The following is a 13,171-nucleotide window of genomic DNA, read 5'->3' as shown; positions in this document are numbered from 1 at the left end:
AAAGGTACGCCCCGCCCTACTCGGGAAGTTCCCCGACCCGGTTCTCCCACTTGGTGGAGAGCACGATCGTGGTACGGGTGCGCGAGACGCCCTTGGTCGAGCCGAGCCTGCGGATCGTCTTCTCCAGGCCGTCGACGTCCCCGGCCCGGATCTTGAGCATGTACGAGTCGTCGCCCGCGATGAACCAGCAGTCCTCGATCTCGGCGAGGTCGCGCAGGCGCCGGGCCACGTCCTCGTGGTCGGCGGCGTCCGAGAGCGAGATGCCGATCAGCGCGGTGACGCCGAGGCCGAGCGAGGCCGCGTCCACGGTGGCGCGGTATCCGGTGATGACACCGGCGGCCTCCAGACGGTTGATGCGGTCGGTGACGCTGGGGCCGGAGAGCCCGACGAGCCGGCCCAGTTCCGCGTACGAGGCCCTGCCGTTCTCCCGCAGTGCCTGGATGAGCTGCCTATCGACGGCGTCCATATGCCTGAAGCCTTCCATTGTTCAGCGATACCGCGAGTTTAAGTGTAGAATCTAAGGCATGCAGGGGCGACACCCTGCGAATCATTCAGCTGCTTGCATAAATTTCCAGCAGATCAAAGACGATCTTTCAGGAGTTGTCACCGTGTACACGATCGAGATGGCCTACGCCCGGATGCGCGAGCTTCAGGACCTGGCCAACCGGTCCCGTGCCCACCAGCCGTCCGCGACGAAGCCCCGCGCCCCCAAGCGCGCCGCCAAGAAGCGCTAGTTCTCGCGAGAGCCACCTCCAAGGTCCCGGCCCCGCTCGACCGGAGCGGATCCCGACCCCAGCTCTCCCTCCCAACGGCGGTACAGGCCGTGCGGCACCCCTGCCGCGTCCAGTACGCGCCCCGCGACGAAGTCCACCAGATCCTGGATGTGCGTCGCCCCCGCGTAGAACGCCGGAGAGGCGGGCAGCACCACCGCGCCCGCCTCGTCCAGTGTCACCAGGTGCTTGAGCGTCTGTCCGTTCAGCGGCGTCTCGCGCACCGCGACCACCAGCTTCCGCCGCTCCTTGAGCGTCACGCTCGCGGCCCGCTGCAACAGGTCCTTCGAAAGCCCGAGCGCGACCCCGGCCACACAGGCCGTCGACGCCGGCACGATCAGCATCCCCCGCACCGGGTACGAGCCCGACGAGGGCCCCGCCGCCAGGTCCCCGGCCGCCCAGTGCCGTACGTCCGAGACGTCCACCGCGCCGAACGTGCCCGGTTTGCCGTCCGCGCCCCGCGCCAGCCACGTGCGCAGATCGTCCTGCCAGTGCGCGTCGCGGAACGCGATGCCGGTCTCGTCGAGCAGCGTCAGGCGCGAGGCCCGCGAGACCACCAGGTCCACGCTCTCCCCGGCGGCCAGCAGCGCGCGCAGCACCGCCGCCGCGTACGGCGTCCCGGACGCACCCGAGATCCCGACCACCCACGGCTTGCGCTGCTGACTGTGTACGTTCACGTGCTCCACGTGTCCGAGCCTATCCGGCGACCCGCGCCCGGGTCCGGGTCAGGTGGCTAGAGCGTGAGGCCCCGCACCAGCAGGTCGATCAGCGCGCAGACGAAAAGGGCGATCCCGATGAAGCCGTTGACCTGGAAGAACGCCCGGTTCAGACGCGAGAGGTCGTGCGGCTTGACCAGGGTGTGCTCGTAGAGGAAGGCCCCGAGCACGACGAGCAGTCCCAGCCAGAAGAAGAACCCGGCGCCGGTGGCGAGGGCGTACCAGACGAGCAGGGCCATCGTCACCGTGTGGCAGCCGCGCGCACCGTAAATCGCGGCCGGGATGCCGAAGCGGGCCGGCACCGACTTCACCCCGTGGCCGCGGTCGGCCTCGACGTCCTGGCAGGCGTAGATCAGGTCGAAGCCGCCGATCCAGATGCCGATGGCGAGACCCAGGATCACCGCGTCCCACGACCAGGACCCGGTGATCGCGATCCAGGCGCCGACCGGGCCCATCGCCTGTGCGATGCCGAGGATGGCCTGCGGGAAGTTGGTGAACCGCTTCCCGTACGGATAGACCACCATCGGGATGACGGCGACCGGCGCGAGCGCCAGGCACAGCGGGTTGAGCGCCGCGGCCGCGCCGAGGAAGACGACGAGGGCGATGAGCGCGCCCGTCCAGGCGGAGCGCACCGAGACCGCGCCGGTGACCAGCTCGCGGCCCGCGGTGCGCGGGTTACGGGCGTCGATCTCGCGGTCGATGATCCGGTTGCAGGCCATCGCGAACGTGCGCAGCCCCACCATGGCGACGGTGACCAGGAGCAGCCGCCCCCAGTGGATGTTCCGGTCGAGCTGGAACATCGCGGTCAGCGCGGCGATGTAGGCGAAGGGCAGCGCGAAGACCGAGTGCTCGATCATGACCAGGCGCAGGAACGCCTTGGTGCGGCCCGGCTGCGGGACCGCTGCGGCTGAAGCACTCACTGGCGTCCGCGCTCCGGTTCGTTCCCGCGCGGGCGGGGGGACCCGGCCTCCGCGCCGCTGTTCACCCTCATCTGTCGGCACCTCACAGCCCGTACTCCTTCCAACGCCTTGTCACCCGTGCGGCCGTCTCCGCGTCCGACTCGACCATCGCCGGCCATCCACCGTCCCGCGTGTACCCCTCCTCGGGCCACTTCGCGGTCGCGTCGATGCCCGCCTTGCCGCCCCAGAACTGCTGGTACGAGGCGTGGTCGAGGTGGTCGACCGGGCCTTCCACGACGGTCAGGTCGCGGGCGTAGTCGGTGTTCCCGAAGGCCCGCCAGGACACTTCGTGCAGGTTGTGGACGTCGCAGTCGGCGTCCACGATCACGATCAGCTTGGTCAGCGACATCATGTGCGCGCCCCAGATCGCGTGCATGACCTTCTGGGCGTGCTTGGGGTACTTCTTGTCGATCGAGACGATCGCGCAGTTGTGGAAGCCGCCCGACTCCGGCAGGTGGTAGTCCACGATGTCCGGCACGATGATCTTGAGGAGCGGCAGGAAGAACCGCTCCGTGGCCCGGCCCAGCGGCCCGTCCTCGGTGGGCGGCCGACCGACCACGATCGACTGGAGCAGCGGGCGCCTGCGCATCGTCACGCAGTCGATGGTCAGCGCGGGGAACGGCTCCTGCGGGGTGTAGAACCCGGTGTGGTCGCCGAACGGGCCCTCGGGCAGCATCTCGCCCGGCTCCAGCCAGCCCTCGATGACGACCTCGGCGTTGGCCGGGACCTGCAACGGCACCGTCTTGCAGTCGACCATCTCGATCCGCTTGCCCTGGATGAACCCGGCGAAGAGGTACTCGTCGATGTCGCCGGGCAGCGGCGCGGTCGAGGCGTATGTGACGGCGGGCGGGCAGCCGAAGGCGATGGCGACCGGCAGCCGCTCACCGCGCTTGGCGGCGACCGCGTAGTGGTTGCGGCTGTCCTTGTGGATCTGCCAGTGCATGCCGATGGTGCGCTTGTCGTGGCGCTGGAGCCGGTAGAGCCCGAGGTTGCGCACGCCCGTCTCGGGGTGCTTGGTGTGGGTGAGCCCCAGGTTGAAGAACGAGCCGCCGTCCTCGGGCCAGGTGAAGAGCGCGGGCAGCTGGTCCAGATCGACGTCGTCGCCCTTGAGGACGACCTCCTGGACGGGGGCCGCCTCCTGCTTCACCTTCTTCGGCGGCACGTGCACCATCGAGCCGAGCTTGCCGAAGGCCTCGCGGACGCCGACGAAGCCCTGCGGAAGCTCCGGCTTCAGCAGCCCGCCGATCTTCTCGCTGATCTCCTCGTACGACGTGAGCCCCAGCGCCTTCAGGAGGCGGCGGTCGGTGCCGTACACGTTCATGGCCAGGGGCATCGACGCGCCCTTGACGTTCTCGAAGAGGAGGGCGGGGCCCCCGGCCTTGTTGACCCGGTCGACGATCTCGCCGACTTCGAGATACGGGTCGACCTCGGCCTTGATGCGCTTGAGGTCGCCCTCGCGCTCCAGCGCCCTGAGCAGCGATCGGAGATCGTCGTAAGCCATGGGGTCAAGTATCGGGCACCCGCTACCCTGGGCCGGTCACCGGGGCCGAGGCACGGCCCGCAACCGTTCCCGGGGGGACTCTCCAACCATGCTCAGGTATCTGCCGTTCCTGCTGGTCCTGGCGCTGTGGATCTACGCGTTCATCGACTGCCTCAACACCCCCGAGGAAGAGGTCAAGGGCCTCCCCAAAGTGGTGTGGATCATCATCGTCCTGCTCTTCGGCGAGCTCCTGATCGGGCCGATCGCCTGGCTGGCCGCGGGCAAGGTCCGGGGCGGGAACCCTGCTGGGCGCTGGACCGCCCCCGACGACAACCCGGCCTTCCTGGCCTCCCTCAAGGAGGAGAACAAGAAGGACGAGGCGCTTCTGAAGGACTGGGAGGCGGACCTGCGCCGCCGCGAGGAAGAGCTCAAGCGGCGCGAACGGGGCGAGGACTAGGCCCGCTTGGGCCCCGGCCCCGCCCCTCCCCCAGCCCCTCCGGGGGAGTTCGTTATGCCGCGGACCGTACGTGGTTGCTCGCGCAGTTCCCCGCGCCCCTGGCAGGGTCGGTGCTGGCCGACAGGGGCATCTTTAGCCCGTCATGGGGTCCCCCCTGGCCCTTAAGGCCTTGGGGGAGATTGAGGACGAGCGCCCTTTAGGCGCGAACGGGGTTTGGGGCGGAGCCCCAGAGGGCCCCCACCCCGGTACTGGGTACCGACTCAGACCCCCGCGTAACTGTGCTTTCCGTTCACGAAGATGTTCACGCCGTAGTAGTTGAACAGCCAGCACCCGAACGCGATCAGCGCGAGCGTCGCGGCCTTGCGGCCCTTCCAGCCGGCGGTGGCCCGGGCGTGCAGGTAGCAGGCGTACGCGACCCAGGTGATGAACGACCAGGTCTCCTTGGGATCCCAGCCCCAGTAGCGGCCCCAGGCGTCGCCCGCCCAGATCGCGCCCGCGATGATCGTGAACGTCCACAGCGGGAAGACGGCCGCGTTCACGCGGTAGGCGAACTTGTCGAGCGTGGCGGCCGCGGGCAGCCGCTCCAGGACGGAGGTCGCGAAGCTGCCGGGCTTGCCGCCCTCGGCGAGCTTGGTCTCGTACCGGTCGCGGAAGAGGTAGAGGAGCGTGGCGACCGCGCCCACGTAGAAGACCGCGCCGCAGAAGATCGCGGTGGAGACGTGGATCCACAGCCAGTACGAGTGCAGGGCCGGGACCAGCTGGTCGCTGGCGGTGTAGAGCACGGTGACCGCGAGGCCGAGGTCGAGCAGGACCGTGGTGACCAGCGGAAGGCCGAGCCAGCGGACGTTCTTCTTCAGGGCGAGCAGGCCCAGGTACACGCCGACCGCGACCGTGGAGAAGGTCAGGTTGAACTCGTACATGTTGCCCCACGGCGCCCGCTGCACGGACAGCGCGCGGGCCAGCACACCGGAGAACTCGATGAGGAAGGCAAGGACCGTCAGGGAGATGGCGATGCGGCCGTAGAGGTCGCCCTTCTCGTCCCCGCCGGAGGCGCCGGGGCCGTCCGGGACGTCGCGCGAACCGCTGGCGGACCGCGTCACGACCTTCGGGCGCTCCAGGACGGCGGTGCCGCCGTTCTTAGTGGCGACCTCGACCTTGACGGTGCCCGCGTCCTTGGCGTTCTGCCCGGCGCCGGTCAGCGCGGCCGCGGTGCGGGCGACCTTGCTGCGGCTGCCGAAGAGCCACTCGGCCATGTTGGCGAAGAAGGCCAGCAGATACACGGCCATCGACGAGTAGATCAGGTAATTGCTGGTGTGCGCCAGGCTCTCATTGGTGGTGGCGGCGAGATTCACTTCTCAGCCCCTTCGGCAGGAACAACTGAGGGTTCGGGTTCGGGATCCGGCGCGGTCGGCGCCTGTGGGATGAGCGTGACCGCGAGATCGGCCAGCTCCTCGGGAAGCTTCGTGGACTCGCTGCGGCCGAGCCCGGCCATCTCGACCACGGTCACGCCGTCGTCGCCCTTGACGGCGCGGACCCAGACCCGGCGCCGCTGGATGAACAGCGAGCCGGCGAGGCCCGCGATGGCCGCGATCGCGCCGGTGAGGGCGAGACCGTTGGCGGGCTGGTGGGAGATCTGGAAGCTCGCCCACTGCGGGATGGGGCCCTTGTCGAAGGTGATCGACCCGGCGCCGTCCGGCAGTTCGAGGCTCTCGCCCGGCAGCAGCAGCTTCTTCAGGATGTTGCCCTGGGCGTCCTTGAAGGGCTTGATGGAGCGGCTGCTCGTGTCCAGCTGGTACACGTTCTTCGGCAGCCCCGAGTTGAGACCGAGGTCGCCGTGGTAGGCGCCGACGTTGAGGACCGGGAAGTCGGGCGCGGGGAACTTCGAGAACATCTGGGTCGCGCCGGTGCCCTTGCCGCCGAAGGTCGGCACGAAGAACGCGGCGAAACCGAGCTGGTCCTTGTTGCCCTGGGCGTCGCGGTAGCCGTCGAGCACCTTGATGGCGCCGCTGGACGTCAGGTTGTTGTCCATCGGCAGCAGCGGCACCGCGCCGTGGAAGACGACGTTGCCCCGGCCGTCCTTCACGGTGACCGACGGGGCGTAGCCGTGGGAGAGCAGGTAGACCTTGGAGCCGTCGACGATGAGCGGCTTGTTGACCTCGACGGTCTTCTGCTGCGCCTTGCCGTTGGCACCCTCGGAGTAGGTGAGGTGTGCCTTGAACTCGCGGGCCGTGCCCAGCTCGGGCCCGCTGCGCTCGTACGACGCGTCGAAGCGGTCCAGGGTGAAGCTGAACGGCGCCAGGTCCCCGGTGTCGAACAGCGAGCCCGACTTGAAGTCGTCGTACTGCGTGAGCGTGTTGGAGAAGCCGTCGCCCTGGACGACGAGCTTGCCGCCCTCGGACTTGAAGAGCTGGCCGGCGGCGAACGCCACCAGGATCACGATCAGCGCGACGTGGAAGATCAGGTTGCCGGCCTCGCGCAGATAGCCCTTCTCGGCGGCGACGGCGTCGCCGCTGATCCGGGCGCGGAAGCGGCGCTTCTTGAGCATCGCGAGCGCGGCCTCGCGGACCTGCTCGGGCTCGGTCTCGGTGCGCCAGGTCGTGTACGCGGGCAGCCGGGTCAGGCGGCCGGGCGCGGCCGGCGGCTGTCCGCGCAGCTGGCCGACGAACTGCCAGGTGCGCGGGACGATGCAGCCGATGAGCGAGACGAACAGCAGGATGTAGATCGCGGAGAACCACACCGAGCTGTAGACGTGGAAGAGGCCGAGCTTCTCGTAGATCGGCGTGAGCGTGTCGTGCCGCTTCTGGAAGTCGGCGACCTTCATCTCGTCGACGCTGGTCTGCGGGATCAGCGAGCCGGGGATCGCGCCGAGCGAGAGCAGGAAGAGCAGGATCAGGGCGACCCGCATCGAGGTCAGCTGCCGCCAGAACCAGCGGATCCAGCCGAGGACGCCGATGCCGACCGGGCCGTTGGACCGCTCCTCGGTCGGGGCGGTCGAAAGCTGCGACCCGGCCTCGCCGAGGTCGGGCTCCGGAGTCGATTCGGTCTTGCTCATGCGTCAGACACCCACCTGAAAGCCTTGGGACCAGCCCTGTACCTGCTGGACGAGCTCCGCCCAAGCCCCGGTCAGCAGCAGCACACCGGTCACGATCATCATGCCGCCGCCGATCCGCATCACCCATACGTAGTGCTTCTTGACCCAGCCGAAGGCGCCGAGCGCCTTGCGGAAGGCGACCGCCGCGAGCACGAACGGCAGCCCGAGGCCGAGACAGTACGCGACCGTCAGTATGGCCCCGCGGCCCGCGCTCGCCTGGTCCATGGCCAGCGCGTTCACCGAGGTGAGCGTCGGGCCCAGGCACGGTGTCCAGCCGATGCCGAAGAGCGCGCCGAGCAGCGGCGCCCCCGCCAGACCGGTCACCGGCCGCCGGTGGAAGCGGAATTCGCGCTGGGTCATCCAGGGCATGAGGCCCATGAAGAAGACGCCCATCAGGATCATCAGCACCCCGAGGACCTTGGAGAGCGTGTCCCCGTACTCCTGGAGGTTCCTGCCGAAGTAGCCGAACAGGGCGCCGCCGGAGACGAAGACGGCGGTGAAGCCGAGCACGAACAGGCTGGCGCCCGCCACCATGCGGCCGCGCCGGGCCTCGGCCAGGTCGGTGCCGGTGACTCCGGTGACGTACGAGAGGTAGCCGGGGACCAGCGGCAGCACACAGGGCGAGAAGAACGAGACGAGGCCGCCGAGTACGGCGACCGGCAGGGCCACCAGAAGGGCGCCGCTGAAGACCGTCTCATTCATTCCGCCGACGGCGGCCAGTGCCATCACGCGATCACTTCTCCGCGATCAGCGGGTCGATCATCTGGTGCAGCTTCGTGTCGTCGAGCGCCATCAGGGCGCGGGCGGCGATCTTTCCGTTCCGGTCGAGAACGATCGTCGACGGAATGGCCTGCGGATTCAGGCTGCCCTTCGGGAAACGCAGAATGAGCTTGCCGATCGGGTCGTACAGGCTCGGGTAGTCGACCCCGAATTCCTTCTCGAACCGCTGGGCCGGGCCCTTGTCGGTGTCCCGGGTATTGATCCCGACGAACTCGACGCCCTTGGCCTTCGTGTCCTTGGAGACCTTGGCCAGATACGGCGCCTCGGCCCGGCAGGGCGCGCACCAGGAGCCCCACACATTCAGGACGACGACCTTGCCCTTGAGGGAGGCGACGTCGAGCTGTTTGCCGTCGACGGTCTCACCGGACAGTTCCGGGGCGTTCTGGCGGCCGCCCTTGGCCACGGTGGCGATCCCGCCGGTACCGGTGACGAACTTGGTGTCACCGGAACCACCGGACGTACCACCGGAACCGCAGGCCGTCAGGGTCAGCGCACCGGCGGCCGCGGCAGCCGCGGCCAGCGTCAGGGTGCGACGGCGTCGGAAGGCAGGACTCACGGACATGTGAAAAGTTTCGCATGGCGGTTTCGGGGATCTTGCCCGCCCCCCTGGCTGCCCGTAAAGCCCCTTGTCAGGAACGCCTAAGCGGACTTCATGAACGCGTTCCAGCCACCGGTGGGGGCCTGTCCCACGCCCAGCGTACGGAGCTTGGCGAGCACCTTCGGGTCCTGTACATCGAGCCAGTCGACGTACTGCTTGAAGGAGACGAGCCTCACATCCTTCTTCTCGTCGCGCTGCGCCGCGATGCCCTTGAACGCCTCCTCGACGGCGTCCATGTAGATGCCACCGTTCCACTCCTCGAAGTGGTTGCCGATGTAGAACGGCGCGCGATTGGTTTCGTAGGCGCGCTTGAATCCGGCGAGATAGGCCTCGGTCGCCTGCTTGCGCCAGCCCGGGTAGTTGGCCGGGGGCGCCTTGGTCGAATTCTGCGACTGGTTGGCGAGGATGTTGTAGTCCATCGAGAGGACCTGGAAGGAATGCCCGGGGAAGGGTATTTGCTGGAGCGGCAGATCCCACAGGCCGTGTCGCTTGACCGGCCACACCTGGGTGCCGCCGGGCGACGAGGCGTCGTAGCGCCAGCCCATCTTCTGCGCGGTGGGCAGCAGGTTGTCCTGGCCGAGCAGGCAGGGGGTGCGGCCGCCGGCGAGCTCGTGGCGGTAGTCGAAGGGCAGCGGGTCCTCGTCCGTCCAGCCCGTGTTCGTCTTCCACTTGGTGACGAAGTCGATCGCCTGGTCTATCTCGCTCTGCCACTGGGCCGGGGTCCAGTGCTCCACCGTGCCGCGCCCGGAGCAGAAGTGGCCGTTGAAGTGGGTGCCTATCTCATGGCCGTCGGTCCAGGCCTGGCGGACGTACTTCAGCGTCTCCTTGAGATGGGGGTCGGAGAGATAGCCGATGTCGGAGGCGCCGACGGGGTTGTTCGGCGGCTGATAGAGCCGCTTCTTCGCCTCGGGCAGCAGGTAGAGCCCCGAGAGGAAGAAGGTCATGCCCGCGCCGTGGTCCTTGGCGAGCTGGAGGAAGCGCGGGAAGAGGCCGTTGCCGACCTCGCCGGCGCCGTCCCAGGAGAAGACGACGAACTGGGGCGGGGTCTGGCCGGGCTCAAGGGGGACGGGCTTGTCGGGCTGGTGCGGCTGCTTGCCGGTGTCCGCGGTGGAACCGTCGCCTATCAGCTTCGCGTCGGCCTTCTTACCGGCCGCGTCGCCGCCGGTCTTGCCGCCCGCTCCGCCGCCGCCCGAACTGCCGCATCCGGCAAGCCCGGCCGCCGCGGCGGCCCCCAGACCCAGTCCCAGCATGCCCCTTCGGCTGAAGTTCCGACCGATCTCCCGCATAAGCCCGTCCGTTCCCATCGCGTCGCACCGTCGTCTCGTCGTCCTCGAACCCAAGCGCGTCACCGCAGTTGGGCAATTTGTGAGATGCCGGGCGAAACAGGGATGGTTCCCCGCGGCTCGCACAAATCTTCTTAAACCGTACGAGGTGGGGAGTGCGGGTCGGAGAGGTGGGGGGGGTGCTCACCCGGGGCCGGGCGGCGCGGGCCGGCCGGCCGGAGGTCCGGCCGGCCGGGTGCGTCAGGCGCCGAACGCCTTCGACTTGCCCTTGACCGGCTTGGCCCCGGCCAGCAGGTGCGCCGGTACGAGATCGCGGGCGGGCTCGCTGTAGCCCACGGACACGATCCGGTCGCCCTGATAGGTGAAGCTGGTGAGCGAGGCCAGGGTGCACTGCCGCTTGCGCGGGTCGTGCCACAGCCGCCGCTTCTCGACGAAGCTGCGCACGATCCAGATCGGCAGCTGGTGGCTGACGCACACCGCCTCGTGGCCACGGGCCGCGTCGCGCGCCGCGTCCAGGGCGCCCATCATGCGCACGACCTGCTCCACGTACGGCTCGCCCCAGGACGGGCGGAACGGGTTCGTCAGGTGCTTCCAGTTGGCGGGCTTGCGCAGGGCGCCGTCGCCGACCCCGAAGGTCTTGCCCTCGAAGACGTTGGCCGCCTCGATCAGGCGAGGGTCGGTGGCCAGGTCCAGGCCGAGCACCTTGGCGATCGGCGTCGCCGTCTCCTGGGCGCGCTCCAGGGGGGAGGCCACGACATGGGTGATGTCACGGCCCGAGAGGTGCTCGGCGACCCGGTCGGCCATCTGCCGGCCGAGCTCGGAGAGGTGGTAGCCGGGGCGCCGCCCGTAGAGCACCCCGTCCGGGTTGTGCACTTCGCCGTGGCGCATCAGGTGCACGACGGTCAGCTCGTTCCCGGCGTTGGTGTTCTCGCTCATGCGGTGGCCTCCGCTGCGGCACGGGCGGCGGCGGGCAGCGCGGCCGCGACGCGCTCGATCGCGCGCTCGTCGTGGGCGGTCGACACGAACCAGGACTCGAAGGCCGACGGCGGCAGGTAGACGCCCTGCGACAGCATCGAGTGGAAGAACCCGTTGAAGCGGAACGCCTCCTGCTTCTTCGCGTCGTCGTAGTCGCGGACCTCGTCGGCCGTGAAGAAGACGGAGAACATGTTGCTCGCCGTCTGCAGCCGGTGGGCGACGCCCTCCTTGCTGAGCGCGGCGGTGACGAGCGCCTGGATCTCCCGGGAGACGGCGTCGACCTTGTCGTACGCCGCGTCGTCGAGGAGCCGCAGCTGGGCGAGCCCGGCGGCCGTCGCGACGGGGTTCCCCGAGAGGGTGCCCGCCTGGTAGACGGGGCCCGCCGGGGCGAGGTGACCCATCACATCGGCCCGGCCGCCGAACGCCGCGGCCGGGAAGCCGCCGCCCATGACCTTGCCGAACGTCATGAGGTCCGGCACCACGCCGTCGACGCCGAACCAGCCCGCCTTCGACGTACGGAAGCCGGTCATCACCTCGTCGGAGATGTACAGCGCGCCGTTCTTCGCGCAGGCCGCCTTCAGGCCCGCGTTGAAGCCGTCCCCCGGCGGGACGACGCCCATGTTGCCGGGCGAGGCCTCGGTGATCACACAGGCGATCTCGCCCGGGTGGGCGTGGAACGCCGCGTCCACCGCGTCCAGGTCGTTGTACGGCAGCACGATGGTGTCGCCGGCCTGGGCGCCGGTCACCCCGGGGGTGTCGGGGAGGCCGAACGTGGCGACCCCGGAACCGGCGGCGGCCAGCAGCGCGTCCACATGACCGTGGTAGCAGCCGGCGAACTTGATCACCTTGGCGCGGCCGGTGAAGCCACGGGCCAGGCGGATCGCGGACATGGTCGCCTCGGTGCCCGAGGACACCAGGCGGACCTGCTCGACCGGGCCGACCCGGGCCACGATCTCCTCGGCGAGCGCGACCTCGCCCTCGCCGGGCGTGCCGAAGGAGGTGCCGCGCGCGACGGCCTCCTGCACGGCGGCCGTGACCTCCGGGTGCGCGTGCCCGAGGATCATCGGGCCCCACGAGCACACCAGGTCGACGTACTCGCGGCCGTCGGCGTCGGTCAGGTAGGGACCCGTACCGGACACCATGAACCGGGGCGTACCGCCCACGGCCCGGAAGGCACGGACGGGGGAGTTCACGCCGCCGGGCGTCACGGCGGACGCGCGGTCGAAGAGGTTCTGCGAAACTGGGGCGTCGTATTCGTACGGATAGCTCACACACGCCATGGTGGCAGAGGGCCGGACGTTCTTGCGGACTGGTGTTTCACCGCACCCGCGCGGGGGAGGTCAATGACACGATGATCCGCAGATGATCGAGTTGCATCGGCGGATGATCGGGTTGCGCGGTGGGGGCCGTGCCATCTACAAAGCAGTCGGGCTACAAGCAGTCGGGTGAAGGATATGCATCGCGGTGGCGGACTGGGCGAAGGGACCGATGACCGGGGTCCCGAGCGCGCCCACCGTCGGGGACGGCACCGGCGACGCGACGCCCAGGACCGGATCGACCGGGTCGGGGACGTCGCAGGGGCGGGGAACGGAAGTGGCCGGGTGGGGGTGACCTACAAGTACTTCGGCGCTCCGGACGGCGCGACCGCGGCGCGGGTGCCCGTGACCATGCGCCCCGAGGAGCTCGGTGGTGACGAGCTGGGCATGGGCGGCATGTTCACCAAGATCAAACCGGAGACGATGGCCGCGATGGTCCTCACCGGCATCCAGGGCATACCGCTGCACAAGGTCCCACCCCTGGAACTGGTCGTGCTCCACCCCGACTACGCGGTGGTCAAGCTCCCCATGACGGTCGTCGACCCGCTGCGCGGCGTCGGGGAGGAATCGGTCGGCGCAGCCGCCTTCATCTGGTCCACGGTCCCGGACCGCGGCGGCCCGCGTGACGCCTTCAACGTCTATCAACTCCTGCACGAATGGCAGGACTTCTCGCACCGGCTGCATGAGGCGGGGCATCAGCCGTACTGCTTGGTGTGGCCCTGACCGGCTGACCGGACCGCGACCTT

14 protein-coding genes are annotated in these 13,171 nt (G+C 69.3%); 3 read left to right on the top strand and 11 right to left on the bottom strand.

Features of this window, described 5'->3' with window-relative positions; genetic code table 11:
- Window positions 1–16: 16 nt before the first annotated feature.
- Entirely contained in the window at window positions 17–466 is a 450-nt protein-coding gene (locus DT019_RS31145) for an Lrp/AsnC family transcriptional regulator (protein WP_053728817.1), read from the bottom strand.
- 142 nt (window positions 467–608) lie between these two features.
- Between DT019_RS31145 and DT019_RS40820 the strand changes: the two genes are divergently transcribed.
- Window positions 609–734, top strand: a complete 126-nt coding sequence (locus DT019_RS40820) for a hypothetical protein (RefSeq protein ID WP_262985355.1) — start codon at window positions 609–611, stop codon at window positions 732–734.
- Here the strand turns inward: DT019_RS40820 and DT019_RS31140 are convergent.
- From DT019_RS31140 to DT019_RS31130, 3 genes are all read right to left on the bottom strand, one after another.
- Window positions 731–1,456: a UbiX family flavin prenyltransferase gene (locus DT019_RS31140; protein ID WP_189390085.1), complete on the bottom strand. Its 726-nt coding sequence runs from the start codon at window positions 1,454–1,456 to the stop codon at window positions 731–733. The two genes, DT019_RS40820 and DT019_RS31140, sit on opposite strands and share 4 nt — an antisense overlap.
- Before the next feature lie 47 nt (window positions 1,457–1,503).
- Entirely contained in the window at window positions 1,504–2,406 is a 903-nt protein-coding gene (gene mqnP / locus DT019_RS31135; RefSeq protein WP_114040316.1) for a menaquinone biosynthesis prenyltransferase MqnP, read from the bottom strand.
- 82 nt (window positions 2,407–2,488) lie between these two features.
- Entirely contained in the window at window positions 2,489–3,946 is a 1,458-nt protein-coding gene (locus tag DT019_RS31130; protein WP_114040315.1) for a menaquinone biosynthesis decarboxylase, read from the bottom strand.
- A gap of 88 nt (window positions 3,947–4,034) precedes the next feature.
- Between DT019_RS31130 and DT019_RS31125 the strand changes: the two genes are divergently transcribed.
- Window positions 4,035–4,382 (top strand): PLD nuclease N-terminal domain-containing protein, encoded by a 348-nt coding sequence (locus DT019_RS31125; protein ID WP_114040314.1) that lies wholly within the window; start codon window positions 4,035–4,037, stop codon window positions 4,380–4,382.
- Between the two features lie 260 nt (window positions 4,383–4,642).
- Here the strand turns inward: DT019_RS31125 and ccsB are convergent, their stop codons facing one another.
- From ccsB to hemL, 7 genes are all read right to left on the bottom strand, one after another.
- Window positions 4,643–5,734, bottom strand: a complete 1,092-nt coding sequence (gene ccsB / locus DT019_RS31120; protein ID WP_114040313.1) for a c-type cytochrome biogenesis protein CcsB — start codon at window positions 5,732–5,734, stop codon at window positions 4,643–4,645.
- Window positions 5,731–7,434 carry a cytochrome c biogenesis protein ResB gene (locus DT019_RS31115; protein WP_114040312.1) on the bottom strand — a complete coding sequence of 568 codons (1,704 nt, stop codon included), beginning with the start codon at window positions 7,432–7,434 and terminating at the stop codon, window positions 5,731–5,733. Before DT019_RS31115 ends, ccsB begins: the two co-directional genes overlap by 4 nt.
- Window positions 7,435–7,437: 3 nt before the next feature.
- The gene (locus DT019_RS31110) at window positions 7,438–8,199 is read right to left on the bottom strand and encodes a cytochrome c biogenesis CcdA family protein (protein ID WP_411292755.1); all 762 of its coding nucleotides are present in this window, start codon (window positions 8,197–8,199) and stop codon (window positions 7,438–7,440) included.
- A gap of 7 nt (window positions 8,200–8,206) precedes the next feature.
- Window positions 8,207–8,815 (bottom strand): TlpA family protein disulfide reductase, encoded by a 609-nt coding sequence (locus DT019_RS31105; RefSeq protein WP_114040311.1) that lies wholly within the window; start codon window positions 8,813–8,815, stop codon window positions 8,207–8,209.
- Window positions 8,816–8,892: 77 nt separating this feature from the next.
- Window positions 8,893–10,101 (bottom strand): hypothetical protein, encoded by a 1,209-nt coding sequence (locus DT019_RS31100; protein ID WP_114040376.1) that lies wholly within the window; start codon window positions 10,099–10,101, stop codon window positions 8,893–8,895.
- Between the two features lie 273 nt (window positions 10,102–10,374).
- Window positions 10,375–11,070, bottom strand: coding sequence for a histidine phosphatase family protein (locus tag DT019_RS31095; RefSeq protein WP_114040310.1), 696 nt, complete (start codon window positions 11,068–11,070; stop codon window positions 10,375–10,377).
- Window positions 11,067–12,389: a glutamate-1-semialdehyde 2,1-aminomutase gene (gene hemL / locus DT019_RS31090; RefSeq protein ID WP_114040309.1), complete on the bottom strand. Its 1,323-nt coding sequence runs from the start codon at window positions 12,387–12,389 to the stop codon at window positions 11,067–11,069. Before hemL ends, DT019_RS31095 begins: the two co-directional genes overlap by 4 nt.
- 174 nt (window positions 12,390–12,563) lie before the next feature.
- On the opposite strand from hemL, the gene DT019_RS31085 reads away from it, so the two are divergent.
- Window positions 12,564–13,148, top strand: a complete 585-nt coding sequence (locus DT019_RS31085) for a hypothetical protein (protein ID WP_114040308.1) — start codon at window positions 12,564–12,566, stop codon at window positions 13,146–13,148.
- Window positions 13,149–13,171 lie beyond the last annotated feature (23 nt).

The sequence above is a fragment of the Streptomyces sp. SDr-06 genome (genome assembly GCF_003324565.1).
Taxonomy (GTDB): Bacteria; Actinomycetota; Actinomycetes; order Streptomycetales; family Streptomycetaceae; genus Streptomyces.
Note: the sequence above shows the minus strand (reverse complement) of the source record. Positions and strands in the feature narration are given on the sequence as shown.

Excerpts from the sequence above, each read along its gene's own strand:
- DT019_RS31145 (WP_053728817.1), bottom strand. The coding sequence starts at position 466 with ATGGACGCCGTCGATAGGCAGCTCATCCAGGCACTGCGGGAGAACGGC.
- DT019_RS31095 (WP_114040310.1), bottom strand. The coding sequence starts at position 11,070 with ATGAGCGAGAACACCAACGCCGGGAACGAGCTGACCGTCGTGCACCTG.
- DT019_RS31110 (WP_411292755.1), bottom strand. The coding sequence starts at position 8,199 with ATGGCACTGGCCGCCGTCGGCGGAATGAATGAGACGGTCTTCAGCGGC.
- DT019_RS31085 (WP_114040308.1), top strand. The coding sequence starts at position 12,564 with ATGCATCGCGGTGGCGGACTGGGCGAAGGGACCGATGACCGGGGTCCC.
- DT019_RS31100 (WP_114040376.1), bottom strand. The coding sequence starts at position 10,101 with ATGCTGGGACTGGGTCTGGGGGCCGCCGCGGCGGCCGGGCTTGCCGGA.
- hemL (WP_114040309.1), bottom strand. The coding sequence starts at position 12,389 with ATGGCGTGTGTGAGCTATCCGTACGAATACGACGCCCCAGTTTCGCAG.
- DT019_RS31125 (WP_114040314.1), top strand. The coding sequence starts at position 4,035 with ATGCTCAGGTATCTGCCGTTCCTGCTGGTCCTGGCGCTGTGGATCTAC.
- DT019_RS31130 (WP_114040315.1), bottom strand. The coding sequence starts at position 3,946 with ATGGCTTACGACGATCTCCGATCGCTGCTCAGGGCGCTGGAGCGCGAG.
- DT019_RS31105 (WP_114040311.1), bottom strand. The coding sequence starts at position 8,815 with ATGTCCGTGAGTCCTGCCTTCCGACGCCGTCGCACCCTGACGCTGGCC.
- DT019_RS31115 (WP_114040312.1), bottom strand. The coding sequence starts at position 7,434 with ATGAGCAAGACCGAATCGACTCCGGAGCCCGACCTCGGCGAGGCCGGG.